Consider the following 22,898-nt stretch of genomic DNA (forward strand, 5'->3'; position numbering starts at 1 on the left):
CGGTCAGTCCGCGTCGGGCGGGGTGAGCAGGACGTAGTCGTCGTCGCCCTCGACCTCGGTCCAGCCGAGCTGGTGGACGAGGGCGTAGCCGAGGGGGGTGTCCGGGTCGACGAAGCCGTAGTCGGCGTCGAGGTCGGCCACCGAGGTGTCCCACTCCGGCTCCAGCTTGGCGATGCGCAGGTTCCGCTCGAGCTCGTCCTCGGTGAACATGTCGACGTAGCCGTGCATCACCAGCTGCACCTGCGGGTGGCGCGACATCGTGTAGTGCCCGAGCTCCCAGTCGTTGAGGACCTTGGTGCCGGCGGGCATCGCGTCGAGCCGCTCGTCCACCCAGGCGGCGACCACGGGCTCGTCGTCGCGCTGGGCGGCGACGAGGGCCATCACGGCGCTGCCGAGCACGGCCGTCGCCGCGATGACGGCGACCTCGCGCCGCCCCGGGCGGCCGACGGACGGCACGAGGTTCTGCAGGGCCATCGCGAGCAGCGGGGCGAGCATGACGGCGGCGACGATCGTGGTGCGAAGCGTGTAGACACCCCAGGCCATCGCGAGGCCGAGCAGCATCAGGGTCGGCCAGTCCAGGGCGCCGCCGCGCAGGCGCACGACGAGCACGACGACGATCATCAGGCCGAGGATCAGCGAGTTGGGACTGGTGAGGTCCGGCGGGTCCCACTCGGTCAGCGCGCCGTTGCGCGAGCTCACGCCGGTGACGGAGTCGACCACGTGCAGCCCGATCGGCGTGGCGACCGTGACGAGGGTGGACAGCACCGGCACGGCGGCCAGGCGGAGGAGCACCCCGCGCTCGTGCTCGCGGGTCAGCGCCATGCCGACCACGGTGGCGACGCCGATCGTGATGCCGACGATCCACATGCCGTGGATCGGCACCCACACCCACGTCAGCGCGATCAGCCACCAGCGCGGGCGCGCGTCGCGGGCGGTCTCCAGCCAGGCGCCCATGACGACCGCGATGAGGACGTAGCTGACGACCTGGGGGCGCGCGGAGAAGCCCGGTGCGGCGGCGCCGACGGCCAGCGCGACGGCCAGCACCGTGGGCAGGGGAGCGGCGTGGCGGCGGCAGACCAGGTAGAGCACGACCGGGACGAGCAGGATGACGGTGCCGGTCAGCCACATCACCCCACCGATGCCGAGCCGGTCGTCGACCCAGGCCATCGCGACCTGGGAGGCCCACTGCGTGGGGTACCAGGTGGCGGTGTCGTAGACCCCGAGGTGGCCGGGGTGGGCCAGCGACCAGCCGTCGAGGAACTCCTGGCCGAGCCGCAGATGCAGCCAGGCGTCGGCGCCGACCGCCGGCACCTCCTGGAGGTTGACCAGCACGGCGAGAATCGCGGCGAGGCCGACCAGCGGCGCGACGCGCCGCACGACGTAGGTGATCACCGCGCGACGTCCAGGACCCAGGACTCGCCCTCGCGGCGGAAGCCGAGGCGGTCGTAGTACGCGCCGACCATCGTCGGCGGCGTGACCACCCGGCGCACGCCCCGGTCGGCGAGCAGGCCGCTGCGGCGCCACACGAACTCACCGGGGGAGAAGTCGCGGTAGCGCGGCGTGACGTAGTCGAGCAGCACGTGGGCGGTGTCGCCGTCCTCGCGGAGCAGGACGACGCCGACCGTCTCGTCGCCCTTCTGGACGAGGAACGCGTCCTGCGCGCCGCCGGGGTCGTGCACGAAGTCCGGGTTGAAGCGCAGGATGTCCTCCCCGTGGACCCGCAGCACGTGCCGGAGGTACTCGTCGGCCGGGCCGACCTCGAGCACCTCGAACGCCGTCTCGTCGTGCCGGTCGCGCAGCATGCCGACGATGAACCACAGGTTGATCGCCACCAGCACCACGTTCATCGCGACCATCGGCCACACCGCCAGCAGGGCGTTGAAGACGATGAGGATCACGCACGCGACCGCGTTGAGGACGCGCAGGCGCAGGACGCTCGCCTGGAGGAGCGAGTAGACCAGCAGGGCGCTCCCTCCCCAGCCGAGGAGGTCGAGCCAGTGGTCAGCGAGCCAGGTCACGGCGGGAGCCTACTTCCGCCGTGACCGGCTCGTCGGGCAGTGACGCGCGCGTCACTTGGTGATGTAGAGGGTGATCTTCTTCGACTTCGAGCCGAAGACCTGGGCGTTGCCGAGGTAGACGACCTGGAGCTTGTGCTTGCCCTTCTTGAGCTTCTTCAGCGTGATCGTCGCGGCGCCGTTCTTGTTGGGCGACAGCGTGATCTGGGCGATCTTCTTGCCCTTGTCGAGCACCTGCACGGCGCCGGTCGGCCCGGAGAGGTTGGGCACGCTCACGGTGATCCCGAGCTTGGCCTTCTTCTTGCGCGAGACGCGGTCGGCCTGGAGCGCGCCGGTCACCGTCGACTTCATCCGCGCGACCGACACCGCAGCGGTGGTGGTGGCACCCTCGCCGAAGCCCTGGGCGGAGGCGAAGACGGTCACCGACAGGTCCTTGCCGGCGTCCTCGGTCCGCAGGGTGTAGCCCGAGCCGGTCGCGTCCGGGATCGGTGCGCCCTGGCGCAGCCACTGGTAGCGGACCCGCGTGGCCCCGGGGGACCAGGCGCCGTTGGTGACCTGGAGCGAGCTGCCCACCTCGGCCGTGCCCGAGATCACCGGCTGCCCGACGTTCTGCAGCGCACCGCCGGCAGTCACCGAGACGGCGTTGCTGGTGGTCGTGCCGTCGGTGTAGGACGGCTTGCGGCCGGTGACCCGGAGCGAGACCACCCGCGTGTAGTCCTCGGTGGTGAGGGTGTACGTCGGGCCGTTGGCGTTGCCGATGGCGTTGCCGTCGCGCAGCCACTGGTAGCTCATCTGCACGTCCGGCCGGCTCCACGTCGGCGGGGTGCTGGTGAGCGTCTGGCCGACGGCCGATCCCAGCGGCGCCTGGATCTGGACCGGGGTCACGACCCTGACCGCGCCGTCCACCTCGAACCGACGCGCAGCGCTAGAGCCGATGCGGTTGCCGCGGGCGTCGTAGGCCGTGACGGTCCACGTGTAGGAGCCGGTCGGCATCGACTGGGTCGGCGTCCACGCCGTGGCGACCGTGCTCACGCCGCCGGGGTTGTACCCGACGCCGCCCACGGGGTCGACGTCGAAGACGTAGCGGGAGGCCTGCGCCGAGGAGCCGGCGGCGTACGGCGACCAGCTGAACGCCGTGCCCGTCGGGTCGACGACCGCGTTGTCGGCCGGGGACGCCAGCGTGATCGGGAGCGGGTCGACCCAGAACCGGCCCATGTCCGACCAGCGTCCGGGCTTGCCGCGGACGTCGGTGCGGCGCACGCGCCAGCGGTAGGCCTCCGACGAGGGGTTGAGTGGCTCGGTCCAGGCGAAGGCCGCCTGGCGCACCGTCTCGCCGAACACCCGGTTGGCGCCCGAGAGCGTGGTGTCGTCGTTCTTGTAGAGCTCGATGTCCCACGACGCGTCGAAGGTCTCGGCCGACCACTGGAACGTGACCGGGCCGGCGCTCAGGTGGCTGCCGAACGTGGGTCGGGCCAGGGCGTCGACCGTCTGTCGCTCGACCGGCGCCGCGACGGTGGGGTCGAGGTTCGGCGCGGGCGTGGCCTTGACGATCTTGCGGGTCTCGGACCACGACAGGCGGTTGTCGCGCGCGTCGATCGCCTGCACCCGCCACCAGAGGTCGCCCTCGGGGTAGGTGTTCTCGTAGGCCGTGTAGGTCGCCTGGTCGACCAGGCGGTCGTCGATGGCGTTCTGGTCGGTGATGGTCGCCGACTGGGCGACCTGGATCCGGTACCGCTTGCCCGACTGGTGGCTGGGCGTCGCGCCGCCGTACGGGGACAGCGTGGCCTGGTTGGTGTCGTAGTAGTCCTGCCACGCGAAGGTGACCTCGTCGGCGAACGACGCGCCGGCGGCGGGCTGGGTCAGCACGACCTCGGGGGAGACCTTCCGGAACGCGTTGGTCCCGACGTCCTCGGTACCGGCCGGGTCGGGCCCGCAGTTGACGAAGCGACTGATCCGCACGCAGGGGCGGATGAACCAGTAGTACGCAGGGCCGGACTCGTTGTCGTCGAACGCCGGGAGGTTGTCGGCGAAGGACGGCGTCCACCGGGAGTTCTGCGTCGACGTGTTCTGCGGGTCGAGCAGGAGGTTCGTGAAGTCGGGGTCCTCCGACAGGTAGATCATGTAGCCACCGGCGCCCGGGATCGAGTCCCAGTCGAGCACAGGGGTCGAGGGGAGGCCCTGGCAGACGGTCTGCTCGTCGGGCACCTTGTCGATGACCACCAGGCGGCGGTTGCACGTGTTGCCGGCATCGACGGCCTTGCCGTCGAGGGCGAGGCGCTGTCCGGTGACCTCGCCCTGGTCGGCGATCGTGAAGGTGCTCGTCGAACCCACGCCGAGGATCAGGCCGGTGCTGGCGCTGCGGGCCTCGACCCACCAGTCGTAGCTCCCGGGCGACAGGAAGAAGTCGTTCCAGTCCGTGACGGACGGGTACGTGATGTTGGTCGAGAGGACCTCGGTCTCGCTGGTGCCGAACACGTAGCCGGCCTGCCGCACCTTCAGCCGGTAGAAGACCGCGTTCTGGTCCGTCGACTGCCACGGCTGCCAGGACAGGGCCGGGAACCGCGACGTGATCTCGTCGTGGGAGTTCGCCAGGGGTTGCAGCGGCTGGGCGCCGGCGTCCGGAAGCGCCTCCGGGAGCGTGAACGTCCGGGTGGCGTAGACAGGGGCGGGAGAGAGCTTGCCGTCGGCGTCCTTCGCGGACACCTTCCAGACGAAGGTGTCGGGGAGCTTGTTGGGGTCAGCCTCGTCGGAGTCGGTGGGCAGCCGGTCCGTCGGGGTCCAGGACAGCGCCGTGGTCTCGATCGAGCGCTCGGCGCCGGTCGCGACGTTCGTGACGGTGACGCGATAGCGCTCGGCATCAACGCTCGGCTCCCACGCCATGGTGGGCACCGTGACGGTCGCACCGTCGGCCGGAGCGGTCAGCACGACGGCGCCGGAGTCGTAGACGAAGCGACCAGTGGCGGACACGTTGCTCTCGATGCCCGGCTCTCCGGTGTCGGGGGTGCCGTTGGGGCCGGGCTGGTCGTAGGCGAAGACCCGCCAGTAGACGAGGGATCCCTGGGCGGGCATGCACCCGTCGCCGCGGTAGCCCGGCGTGTAGGTCGTGCTCGCGGTGTAGCACTTGCTGAACGAACCGGGCGTGAAGTTGACGTCGGTCCCGACGTCGAGCCGGTAGCGGGTGGCGTGCTTGACCGGGCTCCACTGGAAGTAGAGGTCGTCGTCGACGGCAGGGGACGTGGCCACCGGCGGGTAGACGAGCGAGGGCGACATGGGCCACCGGCGCTGGAAGACGTTCGGGTCCGCCGGCCAGGGGGTGGGCTGTTCGGCCGCGTTGTAGGCGCGGACCTTCCAGAAGTAGTTGTTGTTGTCGTAGCTCGTCTGCGGGGAGTAGCGCGTGGAACTGACGATCCGCTTCTCGACCTGGTTGTTGAAGTCACGGTCGAGGGCGACCCAGATCTCGTACTGCTTCGCGCCCTTCACCGGGTCCCAGTCGAAGACGACGTCCTGGACGGTGCGGCTGGCCCGCACGCCGGTCGACGGGTCGGGGGCGCACACGAGCCCGGTGGCGCAGGCCGCCGACGTGACGGGCGGCAGCTGCGCGACGTCGTAGCGCACCCAGGACGACCAGTCGCTCTGCAGGTCGAAGTCGAAGCGCGCACGCACCCGGACGAAGAAGTCCTCGGTCCCGGCCCGCTCGCCGACGCCTTGGGGGTCGGGCCAGACGTAGGTCGTCGTGCGGATGTTGTCGCGCAGCGTGCCACCGACACCGTCACCCTCGGCGTCCATCTCCACCTGGTAGCTGGTGGCGCCGGCGACCGGCGACCACGAGATGACCGGCGGGGCGACGGGAGGGAGCACGGTGTTGCCGGGAGCCGTCACGGCCAGGTTCTGGGGGACGGCCGGGGGAGCGATGGTCACCTGGGAGGTGGCGAACGAGCTGCTTCCGGTCTGGTCGCTCGCCTGCACGCGCCAGTAGAGGGTGCCTGCCCGGAACGGACGCGTCGGGGTGTAGCTGGTGCCCGACGTCTCGTCGTTGAAGAGGATGTTCGCGAAGCTCGCGTCCTCCGAGCCCTGGACGCGGTAGCGGTCCGCGGTCGGGACCACGCCCCACGACAGCGTGGGGACGGGTGACCCGCTGGCGTTCAGGCCGCCGGGCGTCGCGGCGGCGGCCGTCGCCTGCGGAGTCGCGACGACCAGCGATCCTCCGAGCGCCAGGGCCACGGTGAGGACGAGTCTCCCGATGAGCGAACGTCGAGCAGGCACGGGCAAGGTCATGCGGATCCCCCAGAGTCGAAACGTGACACGGGCACGCTAGGGGCGGACCATCAGCCATGGCTCACGAATGACCCCGCATAGTCCGAAGTGACTACCAACCCTGGCCGATCGGTCCGGCGGCGGCGCGGAGCGGGACCGCGCTACGGTGACGCCATGATCACCGCCATCGTGTTCGTGAAGGCCGACGTCGCGCGCATCCCGGAGGTCGCGGAGGCGATCGCGGCGCTCGACGGGGTGAGCGAGGTCTACTCGGTCACCGGGCAGATCGACCTGATCGCGCTGGTGCGGGTGCGCGAGCACGAGGACGTGGCGTCCGTGGTCGCCGACCGGCTCAACAAGGTGCCGGGCGTGACGGAGACCGAGACCCACATCGCGTTCCGGACCTACTCGCGCCACGACCTGGAGTCGGCGTTCAGCATCGGGCTCGACTGAGGGGTCTCGAGACGGGCGCAGGGCGCCCTCCTCGACCAACGGGGGCCGCGCGGGGCGCCCTCCTCGACCAGCGGGGTGGGGCGCGGGGCGCCCTCCTCGACGAACGGGGGCCGCGCGGGGCGCCCTCCTCGACCATCGGGGTACGGCGCGGGTCAGCGCGCGGGTCGGTGGACCGGCGAGGGCAGCCGCTGCTCGTCGAACGGCGTGAGGGACAGGCGTGACTGGTTGACCGCGTCGTAGAGCGCGAGGTGCCGGGCCGCGCCCGCGACCGGGCACACCCAGTCGCCGTCGACGTCGACGAGGCGGATGCCGGGGGACTCGAGCCAGCGCAGGACCTTCTCGGTCTCCTCGGCGCTGGCGGCCGGGATGGGGCCTGGCGCGGTCGCGACGGTCTCCGCGCTCGCCCGCAGCTCGCGGACGAACTGGTGGGCATCGGCTCCGCGCGGGATCACCCCGGCGGCCGCCAGGCGCCCGAACCGGACGACGTGGACCGCCCAGTGCCCCGAGTCCTCCCGGCGCGCGGCCACCACCTCCGGGCACCGGGTGAGGGCGGAGAGCCGCTGCGTGCGGGCGGCGGCGCGGACGAAGGTGGCGAGCCGGTCGCGGTGGACGCCGGCCTCCTCGAAGCGCTCGTGGTCGGCGAGGGTCTGCATCCGCTCGTTGATCACCTCGACGACCCGGTCGGGTCGGCGCAGCAGCGTGTCGCGCAGCTGGCGGACCAGGACGGCGTAGGTCGCGGAGTCGACGGTGCCGTCACACGGGGAGAGGCAGCGGCCCATCTCCGCGAGCACGCACGGCGAGCCCGAGGGCACCGCCGGCATCCGGCCGCTGCACTGGCGCACCGGGAACGTGTCGTGCAGCGCCGCGAGGCACTTCTCGGCCGTCTTGCGCGAGGAGAACGGGCCGAGGTAGTCGGCATCGTCGTCGAGGACCCGGCGCACCAGCGAGAGCCGGGGCCAGGCCTCGCGGGTGAGCTTGACGAAGTGGACCTTCTCCGGGAAGCGGGAGCGTCGGTTGTAGCGCGGCTTGTGCTCGGCGATCAGCCGGAGCTCACGCACCTCGGCCTCGAGCGGGGTGGCGCACTCGATGCCGGTGACCGAGGTCGCGAGGCCGACCATCTCGCCCATCCGGGTCCGGGTCTCGGAGGCGGTGAAGTAGGTGCGCACGCGCGTGCGGAGGTCGCGCGAGGTGCCGATGTAGAGCACCCGGGACCGCTCGTCGCGGAAGAGGTAGACCCCCGGCGCGTGCGGCAGGCCCTCGGCGAGGTGGCGCTTGCGGCGCTGGGCCGTGGAGACGCGCGAGGAGAACGTCTGCAGCTCCTCGAGGGTGTGGACGCCGAGCCCGCCCAGGCGCTCCATCAGCCCGTGGAGGACGTCGACGGTCGCGCGCGCGTCGGAGAGCGCGCGGTGGTTGGGCGTGGTGCTCGCGTTGAACACCTTGGCCAGCGAGGAGAGCTTGCAGTTGGGGGCGTCGTCGCGGGTGATCACCCGACGCGCCAGCTTGGCCGTGTCGAGGACCTCGAAGCGCGGCCACGGGTGCCCCTGCTCGCGCGCGAAGTGCTGGAGGAACCCGACGTCGAAGGGCGCGTTGTGGGCGACCAGCACGCAGCCGGCGGCGAACTCGAGGAACGCGGGCAGGGCCGACTCGATGGGCGGCGCGTCGAGGACCATCGAGTTGGTGATCCCGGTCAGCACCGCGATGAACGCCGGGATCTCGGTGCCGGGGTCGACCAGGGTCTGGAACTCGCCGAGCACCTCGCCGCCGCGGACCTTGACCGCGCCGATCTCGGTGATCATCGACCCGGCCGCGGCCGAGCCGCCGGTCGTCTCGAGGTCGACGACGCAGAACGTGACGTCGCGCAGCGGACGGCCGAGCTCGTCGAACGTGCGCTGCGTCTCCCAGCGCGAACGCGGTCGTGCGGCGGTCTCGGTCGTGCCCATGGCGCCGACGGTAGACGTGGGATCCGACAGTGCCGTGGGGGACGCGCCCACTAGGCTTGCGGCGCCCGATCGAGACGACGACCAGGAGACACCGTGACCGACCAGACCGCCGACCTGCGCGTCCCCGCCGAGGGTGAGCGGTGGCGCTGTGCCGGTTGCGGCAACCTGACCCGCTTCGACGTCACCCGCACCCGACGCACCACCGAGTACTGGCACTTCGACCTCGCCGGTGACCACCGCGTCGAGGAGGAGGCCGTCCGCTCGGAGGTCGTCGAGTCGGTCGCGTGCCGCTGGTGCGGCCGCAGCGACGCCATCGAGGTCGTCGACCGCGCCTCCGCCGACACCGCGCACGACCCGGCCGCGGACTGACGGTGCCCACGTGACGGAGGTGGACCAGCTGCCCGAGCGGCTCCGGGTCCGGGTCGTGGCGCTGGTGGCGGCCGTGCTGCCCTCGGTCACGCCGCTCCCGCCGCAGCTGCGCAAGGTGGCCGGCTTCGCTCCCGCGCGACGGGCGCGCCTGGGCGGCCAGCCGATCCGGGACGCGCTCGCCGACGACGACTTCCGGCGCCACGCGGGCGTCCAGGTCGCGGCGGTGCCGGCGCGCGACGACGACCGGATCGACCTCGCCGCGCGCGCCTGGCTCGTCCGCGAGGACGGTTGGGAGGACGTCGTGGCGGCGGTCGCGGACGAGCTCGGGCACAGCGAGGACGCGGCCGAGGCGGGGTCCGCGGAGCTCGAGCGCCTCGAGGCCCGCGCCGCGGCGCTGCAGGCCGAGCTGGCCTCCGTGCGCGAGGACCACGCCAAGGCGCTGGAGGAGGCTCGGTCCGAGCACAAGGTGCTGCGGCAGCGCCTGGGCCGGGCCCGGGCCGACCTGCGGGCCGTCGAGGAGGAGCGCGACCACGCGGTCGCCGAGCGCGACCGGGCGGTCGCCGAGGCCGCCGCCGCGACCGCGCAGGCGGAGGCCGACGTCCGCCGCGCGCGCCAGCAGGCCGAGGACGCCGAGCGCGCGCTGACCACGGCGCGGCGTGAGGGACGTACGTCGCGCGACCAGGCCACCGTCCGCGCGCGCTACCTGCTCGACACGGTCCTCGAGGCGGCCGCGGGACTGCGGCGCGAGCTGGGCCTGCCGGCGGTGGAGGGTGCTCCCGGCGACGTCGTCGAGGCCGAGCTGTCCGGGGGAGCGGCGCCCACCTCGAGCGCGCCCGCGACGGCCGACACCCTCGAGCAGACGCTCTCGATGCCGCGCGCCCGGCTGCTGGTCGACGGCTACAACGTCAGCAAGCAGACGTGGGGCAGCGCCACCCTCGAGGCCCAGCGCAGCCGGCTGGTGACCGCCCTCGGGCCCCTGGTGGCACGGACCGGTGCCGAGACCACCGTCGTCTTCGACGCCGCGGCGTCGAGCGCCCGCACCGTCATGCCGGCGCCGCGGGGCGTGAAGGTCGCCTTCAGTCCCGAGGGGGTCATCGCCGACGACGTGATCCGCCAGCTGGTGGCCGCCGAGCCACGCGGTCGCGTCGTGGTCGTCGTCACCAGCGACCGGGCGCTCGCCGCCGACGTCACCCGTGAGGGCGCCCGGGTGGTCCCCTCGCCGGTCCTCGTGGGACTGCTGGGGTGAGCGGCCCCCGGACCCGGACGATCGCGGCGCTGGTGTCCTGGCGCTGGACCGCAATCGTCCTCGCCGGTGCCCTCGGGCTGCTGGCATCGCTCGTCCGGGTCGGCGGTGACTGGGACTGGCTGGTGGCGGTGGGGGACCACGTGCGCCGCACCGGAGAGGTCCCAGGCGCCGTGCCGTTCGCCGCCGCCGACACCGCCGGGTGGCACGACGTCCCTGTGCTCGCGCAGCTCGTCGCGTCGTGGTGGCACGGGCTCGGCGCGACCACCGCGGTGCTCGCCCACCTCGTCCTCGTCACGGTCGCACTGGTGGTGGCAGCGGGCGCCGCGCGGGCTCGAGGAGCCTCGGACGCGGCCGTCGCGTGGGCGCTGGTCGCGCTCGTCGCGGGCAGCCTCACCTCGCTGGGCCTGGTGCGCGCGCAGACGTTGTCCTTCGTCCCGTTCGCGCTCGTCCTCGCGATCCTCGCCCGCCAGCACGCGAGTCCGGACCGCCGGATCTGGTGGGTGGTCCCGGTCGTCGCGGTCTGGGGCAACCTGCACGGCGCCGCGCTGCTCGGGACGTGCGTCGTCGGCGCCTACCTCCTGGTCGACCGGCTCCGCCTCCGCCCCCTCGAGACGGTGGGCGTCGGGGTCTCGACCCTGCTGGCGCTGTGCGTGACCCCGCAGGGGTGGCACACCCCGACCTACTACCTCGAGGTGTTCGACAACGTCTCGGCGCAGCGCGGCGAGGGCCTGTGGGCCCGCCCCTCGCTGACCAGCCCGGTCGACCTGGTGATGCTGCTGGCGGCCCTCGCGCTCCTCGTCGCCGTCCTGCGCACCCGCCGTCCCGCGTGGGAGTACGTCGCGGTCGCCGGGCTGTGCCTCGCGACCGCCGACGCCGCCCGGCACGGCGTGTGGCTGCTGCTCCTGCTGACCGTCCTGGTCGCGCCCGACCGCTCCCGGACCGAGGACGCGCTCCCCGGAGTCGGTTCCCGTGCGGTCCTCGCGGGAGCACTGGCGGCGGTCGTGGCGCTGGTCGTGGCGCTGCCGGTGGCCGTAGTCCGCGGCGACGCCGTCCTCGGGGCCGACCCCGACGACGTCGCGGCGCTGGCCGCGGTCGCCGGGGACCGCGTCGTGCTCGCGCCGGCGCCCCTCTCCGAGGCGCTCGCCGTCGCGGGCGTCCGCCTGTGGGTCTCCAACCCGATCGACGCGTTCGCCCGCGACGACCAGGCGGCCTACCTCGACTTCCTCGAGGGACGCGACGGGGGCCGTCGCGCGATCCGGTCGTCGGACCTGGTCGTGACCCGTGGGGGCACCTCGCCCGACGACCTCGCCGCGTCGACCGACGGGCTCACGCCGGTGGACTGCCCGTCGGGGTGGTCCTGCTGGGTCGTCGACGACCCCGCGCCCGAGGCCTGAGCGGCCCGGTCGCGCAGGCGGGGCACCGCGGCGAGCACGGTGAGGGCGGCGGGTCCGGCGACGGGCGCGGCGAGCGCCATCGCCGCCGGCAGCGCCCAGCGCCGATCGGTGAGCGCACCCCAGACGAGCAGCGCGAGGGCGACGGGCAGCCGGAGTGCCAGCGGCCCGAAGGCCGCGGCGCCGACGACCTCGGTGCTCCGCTCGTGGCGGGTCAGGAAGTCGATCCAGTCGCCCCACGCGCCGGGAGCCACCGCGGCCGACACCGCGACCACCACGACGGTCCCCACGACGGACCAGGCGAGGCTGCGCCACTCCCGGCGCACCGCGTACCAGAGGGGTCCGAGGGCCGGCGTCAGCTTGGTCAGTGCCACGAAGGCCCACGCGGCCGCGGCACCGGGACGGGCGCCGGGACGGGCGGCGGCCACCACGACGAGCGCCATCAGCCAGAAGACGTTGCCGCTCAGGAGCTCGGGCGTGCAGCAGAGCACCAGCGGCACGGCGTAGCGCGGACCGAGCGGCCACAGCAGCCACACGAACGCCGCGAGCGCCGCGAGCGACCAGAGAGTCGCGAACACCGGCCACGGCAGCTGGGCGAGCGGCCACAGCGCCTGGACGAAGGCGGGGGAGTAGTTGTAGGCGTCGAGCTGGCCGGGCGCGAGGCGGTAGACCGCGTCGAGGGGTCCTTGCGCGGCCCGCCAGTAGGCGTGCGAGTCGATGCCGAACCTCATGTCGGTCATGACGTCGACGGCGAACGAGGTGAGCAGCAGCGCGTAGGCCCACACGACGACGAGGGGCAGCAGCCTGCGGGCCGTCGTCGAGGTGCTCACCTGCGGCACCCTATGCACGCCGCGTCACGGGCTGGCCGGTCGGGCGCGTCACGTGCGCGACACGCCGCGGCGCGACACGCCGGGACCCGCTGTCGGTGGGCCCTGCCACCTTTGCGGGCATGACGACACGGATCGATTGCGACACCTGCGTGGTGCGCGGACTGCACTGCCACGACTGCGTGGTGAGCGTCCTGCTCGGGCCGCCGCCCGAGCTGACGGTCGACGACGACGAGATGGCGGCGCTCGACGCGCTCGCCTCGGGCGGGCTGGTGCCGCCGCTGCGCCTGGTCGACCCCCGGAACGGGCCGGTCATCGAGTCGGCGTGAGGCCGGACGAGGGACGGAGGTCCCGAAGTGCGGAGAAGATTGGCGAGGCGCGGCACCGCCGTCTAGGCTGTCGCCCGACGTCCGTGACAGTGGGTCACCCGGCTCGCGCGGGCGTCGCGCCGAGTCGTCGCACCACGCCCCCGCACCACTGTGGTCGACGAGCCGGGGAACCACACTTCCCCCTGGGGTGAATCCCCTGCGAGGCGTGTCGCGCGAGCGGCACGAGGAGCAGGGGTAGGACAGTCGTGCCGAACCCGTCAGCTCACCCGGTAGGCGTACGACACCCGAGGAGTTCACCCGCTCGTGGCTCACCCCCGCAAGCGAGCTGGCGCGACCGCACTTGGTCTCACCGCGATCGCTGCCATCGCCTTCGTGCCTGCAACGCCCGCCCAGGCAGACCCCGACATCAAGACCGTCAAGGCTCGCGTCGACCGCCTCTACCACGAGGCCGAGGCCGCGCAGGAGCGGCTGCACGACGCCCGGCTCGACCTCGCCGACCTGCGCCAGGACCTCGCCGGCCTCAAGGCCGACCAGGCCCGGCAGGACGAGCGGCTCGACGCCGTGCGCGACCAGGTCTCCGACGCCGTCGTGCGCCAGCTCGAGGGTGAGGGCATCTCCACCGTCGGCCAGGTCGTCGTCTCCGAGGACCCGGGCTCGTTCCTCGACACCCTCTCCACGATGTCGTCGTTCAACGACCTGCAGTCCTCGCTGCTGTCCGACTACGACACCGAGCTGCAGGCCCTGGCGATCCGCCAGGAGGCCACCGACGACCGTGCCGACGAGATCGCCGACCTCACCGAGCAGCTGAGCTCGGAGAAGAGGACGGTCGACGACAAGCTGGCCGAGGCCAAGGACCTGCTCGCCGACCTCGAGGCGAAGGAGCGCGAGCGGCTGCTCGCCTCCCGCAGCGGGGTCTCCCGGATGCCGAGCTCGGTGCCCGCGTCGGGCCGCGCGGCCGCGGCCATCCAGTACGCGATGGCCCAGGTCGGGGACGCCTACGTCTACGGCGCGGCAGGCGAGAGCGCCTTCGACTGCAGCGGCCTGACCATGCGCGCCTGGGCCCAGGCCGGCGTGTCGCTGCCGCACTCGTCGTCGGCCCAGTACGGCTCCGGCCCGCACGTCGCCGCGAGCGACCTGCAGCCCGGCGACCTCGTCTTCTACTACAGCCCGATCAGCCACGTCGGCATGTACATCGGCAACGGCATGATCGTGCACGCCGCCAACCCCGGCGCGGGCGTCACGGTCTCGGGTCTCTACTCGATGCCGTACGTCGGCGCGGTCCGCCCTGGCTGACCTGCAGACCTCGAAGGCCGGCCGCCCACGCCTGTGGGTGGCCGGCCTTTCGTCGTGCGTGCTCCTGGCCGGTCTCGGGGCCGGTGCGGTGGTGCTCGGCCGAGACGGGCGCCACGACGTCCGCCCGGGGACGGTGGAGGCTCCCCGCGCCAGCCCGGCGGCGGCAGCGGCTGCGCTCGCCGACGTCGCGGCGGCCCTGCGCGACCGGGACACCGGTGCGCTCGTCGCGCTCGCGCCACCGGACGACGAGGCAGCACGCACCGCGCTCGAGGGTGTGGGACGCAACGTCCGCTCGCTCGCGGTCCGCGACGTCGCTGTGCGCTACGTCGACCAGGCCGGCACGGTGGCCGCCGACGGCTCCTGGACCGCGGTCGCCGAGGTGGACTGGCGCCTCGGCGACCAGGACGCCGCGACGTCGACGGCGGAGGTGCTGGTCGGCCTCGTGCCCGACGGGGCAGGCCTCGCCGTCTCCGGGTTCCTGGCGCCCGCGGGGGACCGGACGGCGCGGCTCCCGCTGTGGCTGCGCGGCCGGCTCTCCGTGGCCCGGTCCGGACGCGTCCTCGTGCTGGCCGACGGACCGCAGCGGGTGGCCGACACCGTCGCCCGTCGGGCCACCGTCGGCATCGGCGTGGTGCGGCGGGTGCTGCCGGACTGGACGGGCCCCGTCGTGGTCGAGGTGCCGGCGACGGCCGCCGACCTCGACGAGGCGCTCGGCGCCGCCCCCGGCACCTATGCCGGCATCGCGGCCGTGACCACCGCCGCCGGCAGCGGGACGGACGCGACAGCCCCGGTGCACGTCTTCGTCAACCCCGAGGTCACCTCGGGCCTGCGACGCGCCGGCGCCCAGGTCGTGATGAGCCACGAGCTGGTGCACGTGGCCACCGACGCGACCCGCACCCCGATGGAGACCTGGCTGCTGGAGGGCTTTGCCGACTGGGTCGCGCTGCGCGACGTGGACCTGCCGGACTCGACGACCCTGGGGCGTGCGATCCGCTCGGCGCGCGCCGACGGGGTGCCGGACCGGCTGCCGGCGGCGGCGGACTTCGACCCGCGGGCGAACGACCTCCAGGCACGCTACGAGCAGGCCTGGCTCGCGTGCCGCGTCGTGGCCGACGCGCTGGGGGAGCAGGGGCTCGTGCGGCTCTACGACGCCGCAGCAGGGGGCGAGCCGGTCGACCGGGCCCTGGCGCGCGCCGGGCTGCCGCTGCCGCGCCTCACCGCGCTCTGGCGCTCGGCGCTCGCCGACCTGGCCGGCTGATCCGGGCGGGTCTGCCGGCAGGCGGGTCGGCGGCGGGTCCGGGCAGCACGAAGGCCGGCACCGCGGGGCGGTGCCGGCCTGCGAGGGCGATCAGGTGGCTGGTGCTCAGACCTTGCTGCCAGCGCTGTTGAACAGGCTCTTGAGGTTGCCTCCGAGCAGGGTGACGGCGCCGATGATGACGATGGCGATCAGCGCGACCATCAGGCCGTACTCGACCGCGGTGGCGCCGCGCTCGTCGCGCCTGGCGCGGACGTCGTGGGCGAGCGCGATGAGCTGGACGTACAGGGTGTCGAGCATGCGGGGTCCTTCCGAGGACGGGTGGACGGGCGGACGGTGCGCGTGGACCGTCAGCGGCTGAAGACGCTGGCGGGGACCGAGAAGAGCGAGCTGGCCGAGCGGCCGAAGAGGGAGACGGCGCCGACGATCACCACGGCGATCAGGGCGACCATCAGGCCGTACTCGACGGCGGTGGCGCCGCGCTCGTCGTCGGTGCGCTCCGGCCGGGTGAGAGCCGCGGTCAGGTGGGCCGCGAGGTGGTGCAGGAACATGGGTTCACCTCTGGGGGGTGCCGGGTGGAATGCGAAGGGGCCGGCGCCGTGGAGACACGGCACCGGCCCCAGAGTCCGCAGGGATGCGGATCGGTCAGACGCTGCTGGCGGCGCTGTTGAAGAGGCTCTTCAGGTTGCCGCCCAGGAGGGTGACGGCGCCGATGATCACGATGGCGATCAGGGCGACCATCAGGCCGTACTCGACGGCGGTGGCGCCGCGCTCGTCGCGCTTGGCCTTGATGTCGTTGACGAGCATGATCGTCATGAACTGCAGCTTCTCAATCATGGTGTTCCCCTTGGAAGTAAGTCGTGTGCGATGAGTCCCGAGCCCACGAGGACCCGTCGGGGATTACTCTCCTCCGATCCGCGTCCCGTCGAATCGGGTGAACGGCCGCACCTGCGTAGTCCGTTGGGACTATCTGCGGACCACCCGCGGTGGCGCGGTGCCTGGGCCGTCCGGGGTCACCGGGTCAGGTGGCCCGACGCCACCCCGTCGAGCAGGCCCATCCGCATGGCTGTGACGAGTGCCTGGGCGCGGTTCGCGGCGCCCAGCTTCTGGTAGATGTGGGTGATGTGGGTCTTCGCGGTCGACTCGCTGAGGTAGAGCCGGCCGGCGATGTCGCTGGTGCCCAGGCCCTCGGCGAGGAGCCCGAGGACCTCCTCCTCGCGGCTGGAGAGACGGGGTGCCGCGGGCGCGGTCGCGCGCCGCATCATCGCCGCGCTGAGGCCGGCGCACAGGAACGTCCGGGGCGCGACGGCGGCGTGCTTGGCGGCGCTCACCACCTCGGACGACTTGCTGTCCTTGCCGACGAACGCCGACGCGCCGGCCTCCATCGCGGCGAAGATCTGGTCGTCGCCGGCGTGCATCGTGAGCACCACGACGCCCACCGTGTCGCTCTCGGCCCGCACCGCGCGGACGATCTCGAGCCCCTGGCCGTCCGGCAGCTGGAGGTCGGTCACCACGACGTCGGGGCGCAGGTCGCGGAACACCGCGAGCCCCTCGTGGACGCTGCCCGCCTGGCCGACGACGTGCATGGCGTCGTCGCGCTCGAACGCGCGCGCCAGTCCCTGTCGGATCAGCTCGTGGTCGTCGACCAGCATGACGGACGTGTTCATGGGCGGAGGCTCCCCTCTCGGGACGTGACTGCGTGGTGCTGGGTGGTCAGGTGGACGCGGGTGCCCCCGCCGTCGCGGTCGCCGACCTCGAGGGTGGCCCCGATGCCGGCCGCGCGCTCGGCCATGGTCTGCAGGCCCCAGTGGAGGTCGCGCGGCGCGGCGTTGCCGACGCCGTCGTCCTCGATGCACAGGTCGAGGGCCACACCGTCGGTGCGGAACGACACCCAGAGGTTCCGGGCGTCCGCGTGCCGCCGCACGTTGCTGATCGCCTCCTGCGCGATGCGCAGCAGCTCGCTCTCGGCGCGCGCGGACAGGGGCTTGCCGGCCTCGTCGAAGCTCAGGTGGACCTGCAGGTCCGTCCCGCTGCTCAGGTCACGCACGTGGTCGGCCAGGGCGCCGGACAGCCGGTGGTCGCTGAGCTGGTGGCGCAGGTCGAAGATCGAGTAGCGCAGCTCGCTGACGACGCGGGTGATCTCCTGGCGCAGCGAGGCCGCGAGCTCGCGGGTGAGCGGGTCGTCGGAGATCGACTCGATCTCGTCGACGACGTAGCCGAGGGCGACGATCTCCTGGGCGACCCCGTCGTGCATCTCGCGGGCGAGCCTGTTGCGCTCCTCCGACGTCGCCATCCGGCGGACCTCGTCGAAGAGCACCGCGGTGTCGATGCGCAGCGCGAAGTTGTCGGTCACCTCGGCGGCCTGCTCGGCGATCTCGTCGTTCCAGCGCAGCACGCCGGACAGGGCCACGAACCCGAGACCGCCGTCGGTGCCCTGGATGCCCAGCACCCGCACGCCCGGCGACCTCGCCTCCGCGCGCCTGCCGACCTGCTCGGCGAGGGAGCCGGCGTCACCGTAGGAGGAGACCTGCACCAGGCCCTCCGCAACGGATCCCGTGTAGACCGCGGACGCCGTGGCGCCCGTCCTGCGGCGCAGGTCCGTCTCGAGGTCGGCGGCGAGCTGGGCGGTGTCGAGGCCGACCTGGTGGCGCCGGGCGAGCCCGTGGAGCTGGGTGACGAGCTGGTGGGCGGCCCGGTACGGCGCCCGGCGCGCGTCCTCGTCACGGATCGAGCGCGACTGCCAGCTCGCCAGCAGGCCGGCGCCGAGCCCGGTCAGCACCCACGGGGCGGCGGCGATGAGCTCGGGCCGGGGGTCGGGGGTGGACGACCCGGCCACCGAGGCGAGCAGGCCGAGACCGCCCACGAACGCGGTGTTGACGACCGTCACGACGCCGTGCCGCACGCCGGCCACCACCGGCGGGACGGCGAGGTAGGCGTACAGCCCGGGCGAGGCACCGGCGCTCGCGAGCATGATCGCGGCCAGCAGCATCTCGGCCAGCGGCACCCACGCGGCGCGTGTCGTCGCACGCGACCAGTCGAGCACGGCGCTGCCGACGGCGACCACCGCCAGCGCCGCCAGCAGCGGCGCGGTGACGCCGGAGCGCCCGTCCGCCAGCACGATGCCCGAGGCGAGGGACAGGCCGAAGACGCGGATCGCCGTGGTCACCCGCCACGTGTAGAGCGACCCCCCGTAGGAGGGGGTCACGTCGGTGGCGCTGGAGCTGAACATCAGTCCCTATTTGAACGTGTCGGCGATCTGGATGGCGGCCGGACCCATGATCACGAGGAAGAGGCACGGGAGGATGAACAGCACGAGCGGGATCATCATCCGCACCGGCACCTGCTGGGCCTTCTCCTCGGCCCGCTGGCGGCGCTTCGTGCGCATCTCGCCGCTCTGGATCCGCAGGACCCGTCCGATCGGGATGCCGAGGCTGTCGGCCTGCACCATCGCCAGGCAGAAGGACTTCAGGTCGTCGAGCGACGTGCGCTCGGCCATCGCGCGCATCGCGTCGGTCCGGCCGACGCCGATGTTCATCTCCTGCAGCAGGCGGGCGAACTCCGCGGCCAGCGGGCCCTCGGTGTTGCGGGCCACGCGGTCGACCGCGGCGTCGAAGCCGAGGCCGGCCTCGACCGAGACCGTCAGGAGGTCGAGGGCGTCGGGCAGCGCGTTGCGCATCAGCTTCTCGCGCTTCTGCCCGGCGTTGTAGAGCAGCACGTTGGGCAGGACGTAGCCGAACGCGGCCACCAGCACCGTGGCGATCACGACCCGGGGGAACGGCCAGCCCATGCCGGCGATGTAGAGGAAGCCGAGGCCACCGAACGCGGCCAGGCCGAGGACCTTAAGGCCGATCAGCCGGTTCGCGTCCCAGCCGGGCGGGTTGCCGGCGACGTTGAGGCGGTACTCCAGCTTGTGGGCGGTGTCGGCGCGCACCAGCTTGCGGCCGGTCCCGACGAGCTGGTCGCCCAGCGGCCCGAGCACGCGCTCGGCGAAGGGCCGCTCGAGCTCGGTGCGCAGCATGTCGGGGGTGGTCTGGCTCATCGCCTGGATGGCGGCGATCGACCGGGCGACGCCGCGACGTTCCTTGCTGACCACGCCGATCATGGCCATGGACAGGACGAGTGCCGAGAAGATCAGCCCGGCTCCGATCCAGAGGATCACGTCACACCTCCACCGTGGCGAGCTTCGCCATCGCGAATGAACCAAGTCCCAGGAGGAACAGTGCCATGCCCAGGATGATGTAGCCCGGAACCGTCGTGTAGAGCAGGCGCACGTAGTCGGGGTTGGCGAACGTCATGTAGAAGAAGATCAGCGGCGGCAGGCCGGTCAGGATGTAGCCGGAGAGCCGTCCCTCGGCGCTGAGCGCCTTGACCTGGCGGCGCAGGTACTCGCGCTCGCGGAGCGTGTCGGCGACCGTGTGCAGGATCTCGGCCAGGTTGCCACCGACCTCGCGCTGGATGCGGATGGCCATGACGACCCAGCTGAAGTCGTCGCTCTCCATCCGCTCGCCGACGCCCTCGAGCGCCTCGGTGATGTCGACGCCGAGGCGCTGCTCGACGAGGGCGCGGCGCAGCTCGCCGGCCATCGGCTCGTGGCCCTCCTTGACGACGGTGTCGACCGCCTGGGGGAGCGACAGGCCGGCCTGGAGGCCGCCGGCCATCAGGCCGAGGGTCTGCGCGAGCTGGGCGTTGAACGCACTGAGGCGGCGACCGTGCTTGAACTTCAGGTAGAGCCACGGCAGCACCGCACCGAGGAGCAGGAACAGCAGGCTCATCCCCAGGCCGCCCATGAAGAAGCCGACCACCCCGGCCCCGAACGCGAAGCCGACGTGGACCAGCACCCACTCGGACGCGGTCAGCGGGGAGCCGGCGCCGGAGAGCCGCTGGGAGATGCGGGTCTCCATGTCCTGGGAGACGACGCGGTTGGCGATCGACACCGCCGAGCCCTTGAGGTCGCTCGAGGCCGACTTGCGCTGCTTCTTCGCGGCGGCGCCGGTGGTGCCGTTGAAGTACGCCTCGAGCTGCCGCACGGACTGCGACCGGTTGTCGCCGGCGCCGAGCAGCCCGATCGCGAGCAGCCCGAACATGCCGATCGCGAGCGCGCCGGCGCCGAGCAGCATGCCGGAGTCGCCGATCAGCGCCTTGCCGGAGGTGACGACGTCGGGGGCCTCGAAGCCGGGGCCGAGGGTGGCGAACGCGGTGTCGTGGTACTGGGTGCCGCCGGCGTCGACCACGACGTCGATGTTGGCGTCCTCGCCGCTGCCGTAGGGCGCCGTGAAGGTCACCAGCAGCTGCTGGTCGAGGGCCGCGGCCCGCTCGTTGAACACCGTCGTGAGGGCGGCGGGGTCGGCCGGGATGACCGAGCCGCCGGTCTCCGTGGCGACCGAGGCGAGCGCGTCGGCCGCCTCGCCCTGGACCAGCGAGACCACGTCGACGACCACGTCGGCGTTCGTGGCGTCGTTGGTGGCCACCTCGAGGGTCGTGGCGCTGCCGGTGTCGGCGCCGTCGGACAGCACGAGGAGGTTGCGCGAGCCCTCGCCGGTGAGGAGCTTCACGCCCTCCTCGATGCCGTCGTAGACACTGGTGCCGGGGGCGAGCGACAGCTTGCCGAGCGCCTCGCGGACGTCGCCGTGGTCGATGGTCGGCGCGACGGTCGTGGTGACCTTGCCGGCGAAGGCGACGAGACCGATGGCCACGTCGTCGGGTGCGCTGTCGAGGAAGGCGTTGATCGCGGTGGTCGCGGCATCGAACTTGCCCTGGCCGCGCATGCTCTTGCTCGCGTCGAGGACGATCACCGTGGACCGGTCGATGTCGCCGGCGTCGACGAGCTTGGCGGTGGACTCCACCGCGCCGCCGTTGAGCTCGACGTAGACCTGGTCCGGGTCCACCGTGGTGCCGTCGGGCACGCCGTCGGTCGACACCAGCAGGTTGACGGTGCCCCGGTCGGTCTCGACGTGGTCGATGGTGACCTCGTCGTCGGCCAGCGCGGGGGCGCCGGTCGCCAGCGCGAGCAGCGCCGCGGCGAGTGCGCCGGCCACGCCGCGGGTCGTTGGCCTCATCGGGTCCCGCCGACGGTGAACACGGCCGGGTTGAGGTGCACGCCGTGGTCGGCCAGCCGCTCGAGGAAGCGCGGTCGCAGGCCGGTCGACTCGAGGCCGCCCTTGAACTTGCCCTGCTCGTTCATGCCGGCGGCGTAGTCGAACAGGAACACGTCCTGGGTGGTGACGATGTCGCCCTCCATGCCGACGATCTCGGTGATCGCGGTGATCCGGCGGGTGCCGTCCTTGAGACGGGTCTGCTGGATGATCAGGTCGACCGCGCTGGCCACCTGCTCGCGGATCGCCCGCACCGGCAGGTCCATGCCCGCCATCAGCACCATGGTCTCCAGACGGGAGAGGGCGTCGCGGGGCGTGTTGGCGTGGAGCGTCGAGATCGAGCCGTCGTGGCCGGTGTTCATCGCCTGCAGCATGTCGAGGGCCGCGGCGTCACGGATCTCACCGACGACGACGCGGTCGGGGCGCATGCGGAGGGAGTTCTTCACCAGGTCGCGGATCGTGACCGCGCCCTTGCCCTCGATGTTCGGCGGGCGCGACTCCAGGCGCAGGACGTGGTCCTGGACGAGCCGGAGCTCGGCGGCGTCCTCGATGGTGACGATGCGCTCGTCGGAGGGGATGAAGGACGACAGCACGTTGAGGGTGGTCGTCTTTCCGGCGCCGGTGCCGCCGGACACGAGGATGTTCAGGCGACCGCGCACGCACGCCTCGAGCAGGTCGGCGGACGCACGGCTGAGCGTGCCGAAGCCGATCAGGTCCTCGACCGTGTAGGGGTCCTCGGAGAACTTGCGGATGGTGAGCTTCGACCCGTCGAGCGCCAGCGGCGGGATGATCGCGTTGACACGGCTGCCGTCGGGCAGGCGGGCGTCGACCATCGGGCTGGTCTCGTCGACGCGGCGACCGATCTTGCTGACGATCTTGTCGATGGTGCGCCGCAGGTGGGCCTCGTCGGCGAAGGTCGCGTCGACCTTGACCAGCTTGCCGCCGCGCTCGACGTAGATGTCCTCGAAGGTGTTGACCATGACCTCGGACAGGTCGGGGTCGCGCAGGAGCGGCTCCAGCGGTCCGTAGCCGAGGATGTCGTCGGCGATCTCCTGGGAGATCCGGGACTTGTCCGCGGACGACATCGGCATGTCGACCTCGGCCAGCGTGGTCTGCAGGGCGAGCCGCACCTGCTGCTCGAGGTCGGACTGGGTGAGGTGCGCGTCGTACAGCGTCGGGCCCAGGGTGCTGACCAGTCGTCCGTGGACGATCCGCTTGAGGTCCTTGTAGGGGTCGTGGCCGGCCCCCGTCCGGGCGGCGGCGCGTCGCCGGCCCGCCTCGGTGGAGGCCATGGCCTTGACCGGTGCGGTCCCGGGCGTCGGGGCGGCGGTGGGCGCGGCGCCGGCAGCGGGCGCACCGGCGGCGCCGTCAGAGGTGGGGGACTCGGCGGCGCGGTGGCGCGACGCCGCCGCGAGGCGATCGGTGAGACTCATG

General features: G+C 72.8%; 19 protein-coding genes and 1 riboswitch. Of the genes, 6 read left to right on the top strand and 13 right to left on the bottom strand.

Going from position 1 to position 22,898, the window contains the following annotated elements; translation table 11 throughout:
• Positions 1-3 precede the first annotated feature (3 nt).
• Genes KDN32_RS07220 through KDN32_RS23250 form a run of 3 tightly spaced genes read right to left on the bottom strand, consistent with a single transcriptional unit; the run spans position 4 to position 6,278 of the window.
• Entirely contained in the window at positions 4-1,392 is a 1,389-nt protein-coding gene (locus tag KDN32_RS07220; RefSeq protein WP_211731355.1) for a hypothetical protein, read from the bottom strand.
• Positions 1,389-2,018: a GNAT family N-acetyltransferase gene (locus tag KDN32_RS07225; RefSeq protein ID WP_211731356.1), complete on the bottom strand. Its 630-nt coding sequence runs from the start codon at positions 2,016-2,018 to the stop codon at positions 1,389-1,391. Before KDN32_RS07225 ends, KDN32_RS07220 begins: the two co-directional genes overlap by 4 nt.
• Before the next feature lie 51 nt (positions 2,019-2,069).
• On the bottom strand, positions 2,070-6,278 hold the full coding sequence (locus KDN32_RS23250) for an Ig-like domain repeat protein (RefSeq protein ID WP_211731357.1): 4,209 nt from the start codon (positions 6,276-6,278) through the stop codon (positions 2,070-2,072).
• Positions 6,279-6,443: 165 nt separating this feature from the next.
• On the opposite strand from KDN32_RS23250, the gene KDN32_RS07235 reads away from it, so the two are divergent.
• Entirely contained in the window at positions 6,444-6,722 is a 279-nt protein-coding gene (locus KDN32_RS07235) for an Lrp/AsnC family transcriptional regulator (RefSeq protein ID WP_211731358.1), read from the top strand.
• A gap of 152 nt (positions 6,723-6,874) precedes the next feature.
• Here KDN32_RS07235 and KDN32_RS07240 read toward each other — a convergent pair whose 3' ends face one another.
• Positions 6,875-8,662 carry a DEDD exonuclease domain-containing protein gene (locus KDN32_RS07240; protein ID WP_211731359.1) on the bottom strand — a complete coding sequence of 596 codons (1,788 nt, stop codon included), beginning with the start codon at positions 8,660-8,662 and terminating at the stop codon, positions 6,875-6,877.
• A gap of 93 nt (positions 8,663-8,755) precedes the next feature.
• On the opposite strand from KDN32_RS07240, the gene KDN32_RS07245 reads away from it, so the two are divergent.
• Together KDN32_RS07245 and KDN32_RS23255 are read left to right on the top strand one after the other, a co-directional pair.
• Positions 8,756-9,031: a hypothetical protein gene (locus KDN32_RS07245; protein WP_307853810.1), complete on the top strand. Its 276-nt coding sequence runs from the start codon at positions 8,756-8,758 to the stop codon at positions 9,029-9,031.
• Between the two features lie 10 nt (positions 9,032-9,041).
• Positions 9,042-10,277 carry an NYN domain-containing protein gene (locus KDN32_RS23255; protein ID WP_211731360.1) on the top strand — a complete coding sequence of 412 codons (1,236 nt, stop codon included), beginning with the start codon at positions 9,042-9,044 and terminating at the stop codon, positions 10,275-10,277.
• A gap of 1,210 nt (positions 10,278-11,487) precedes the next feature.
• On the opposite strand, the gene KDN32_RS07255 is transcribed toward KDN32_RS23255, so the two are convergent.
• Positions 11,488-12,498, bottom strand: coding sequence for a glycosyltransferase 87 family protein (locus tag KDN32_RS07255; RefSeq protein WP_211731361.1), 1,011 nt, complete (start codon positions 12,496-12,498; stop codon positions 11,488-11,490).
• A 119-nt stretch (positions 12,499-12,617) separates the two neighbouring features.
• On the opposite strand from KDN32_RS07255, the gene KDN32_RS07260 reads away from it, so the two are divergent.
• The 3 genes from KDN32_RS07260 (at position 12,618) to KDN32_RS07270 (ending at position 15,375) form a co-directional block, all read left to right on the top strand.
• Positions 12,618-12,824, top strand: a complete 207-nt coding sequence (locus KDN32_RS07260) for a hypothetical protein (RefSeq protein WP_211731362.1) — start codon at positions 12,618-12,620, stop codon at positions 12,822-12,824.
• 125 nt (positions 12,825-12,949) lie between these two features.
• A riboswitch (cyclic di-AMP (ydaO/yuaA leader) is annotated at positions 12,950-13,115 on the top strand.
• Between the two features lie 81 nt (positions 13,116-13,196).
• Positions 13,197-14,117 (top strand): C40 family peptidase, encoded by a 921-nt coding sequence (locus KDN32_RS23260; protein WP_307853811.1) that lies wholly within the window; start codon positions 13,197-13,199, stop codon positions 14,115-14,117.
• A 58-nt stretch (positions 14,118-14,175) separates the two neighbouring features.
• Positions 14,176-15,375, top strand: coding sequence for a hypothetical protein (locus tag KDN32_RS07270; protein WP_211731364.1), 1,200 nt, complete (start codon positions 14,176-14,178; stop codon positions 15,373-15,375).
• 105 nt (positions 15,376-15,480) lie between these two features.
• On the opposite strand, the gene KDN32_RS07275 is transcribed toward KDN32_RS07270, so the two are convergent.
• The 8 genes from KDN32_RS07275 to KDN32_RS07310 all read right to left on the bottom strand — a co-directional run bounded on the left by KDN32_RS07275 (position 15,481) and on the right by KDN32_RS07310 (position 22,897).
• Entirely contained in the window at positions 15,481-15,672 is a 192-nt protein-coding gene (locus KDN32_RS07275) for a Flp family type IVb pilin (protein ID WP_211731365.1), read from the bottom strand.
• Between the two features lie 50 nt (positions 15,673-15,722).
• The gene (locus tag KDN32_RS07280; RefSeq protein WP_211731366.1) at positions 15,723-15,923 is read right to left on the bottom strand and encodes a Flp family type IVb pilin; all 201 of its coding nucleotides are present in this window, start codon (positions 15,921-15,923) and stop codon (positions 15,723-15,725) included.
• Positions 15,924-16,017: 94 nt separating this feature from the next.
• Positions 16,018-16,209, bottom strand: a complete 192-nt coding sequence (locus tag KDN32_RS07285) for a Flp family type IVb pilin (RefSeq protein WP_211731367.1) — start codon at positions 16,207-16,209, stop codon at positions 16,018-16,020.
• 176 nt (positions 16,210-16,385) lie between these two features.
• Positions 16,386-17,039 (bottom strand): response regulator transcription factor, encoded by a 654-nt coding sequence (locus KDN32_RS07290; protein ID WP_211731368.1) that lies wholly within the window; start codon positions 17,037-17,039, stop codon positions 16,386-16,388.
• A complete protein-coding gene (locus KDN32_RS07295) occupies positions 17,036-18,601 on the bottom strand; it encodes a sensor histidine kinase (protein ID WP_211731369.1) in 1,566 nt (521 codons plus the stop codon). Before KDN32_RS07295 ends, KDN32_RS07290 begins: the two co-directional genes overlap by 4 nt.
• Before the next feature lie 6 nt (positions 18,602-18,607).
• Positions 18,608-19,531 carry a type II secretion system F family protein gene (locus KDN32_RS23265; protein ID WP_211731370.1) on the bottom strand — a complete coding sequence of 308 codons (924 nt, stop codon included), beginning with the start codon at positions 19,529-19,531 and terminating at the stop codon, positions 18,608-18,610.
• A 1-nt stretch (position 19,532) separates the two neighbouring features.
• A complete protein-coding gene (locus tag KDN32_RS07305; RefSeq protein ID WP_211731371.1) occupies positions 19,533-21,428 on the bottom strand; it encodes a type II secretion system F family protein in 1,896 nt (631 codons plus the stop codon).
• A complete protein-coding gene (locus tag KDN32_RS07310; RefSeq protein ID WP_211731372.1) occupies positions 21,425-22,897 on the bottom strand; it encodes a TadA family conjugal transfer-associated ATPase in 1,473 nt (490 codons plus the stop codon). Before KDN32_RS07310 ends, KDN32_RS07305 begins: the two co-directional genes overlap by 4 nt.
• Position 22,898 lies beyond the last annotated feature (1 nt).

The organism is Nocardioides palaemonis, assembly GCF_018275325.1.
Lineage (GTDB): Bacteria > Actinomycetota > Actinomycetes > Propionibacteriales > Nocardioidaceae > Nocardioides > Nocardioides palaemonis.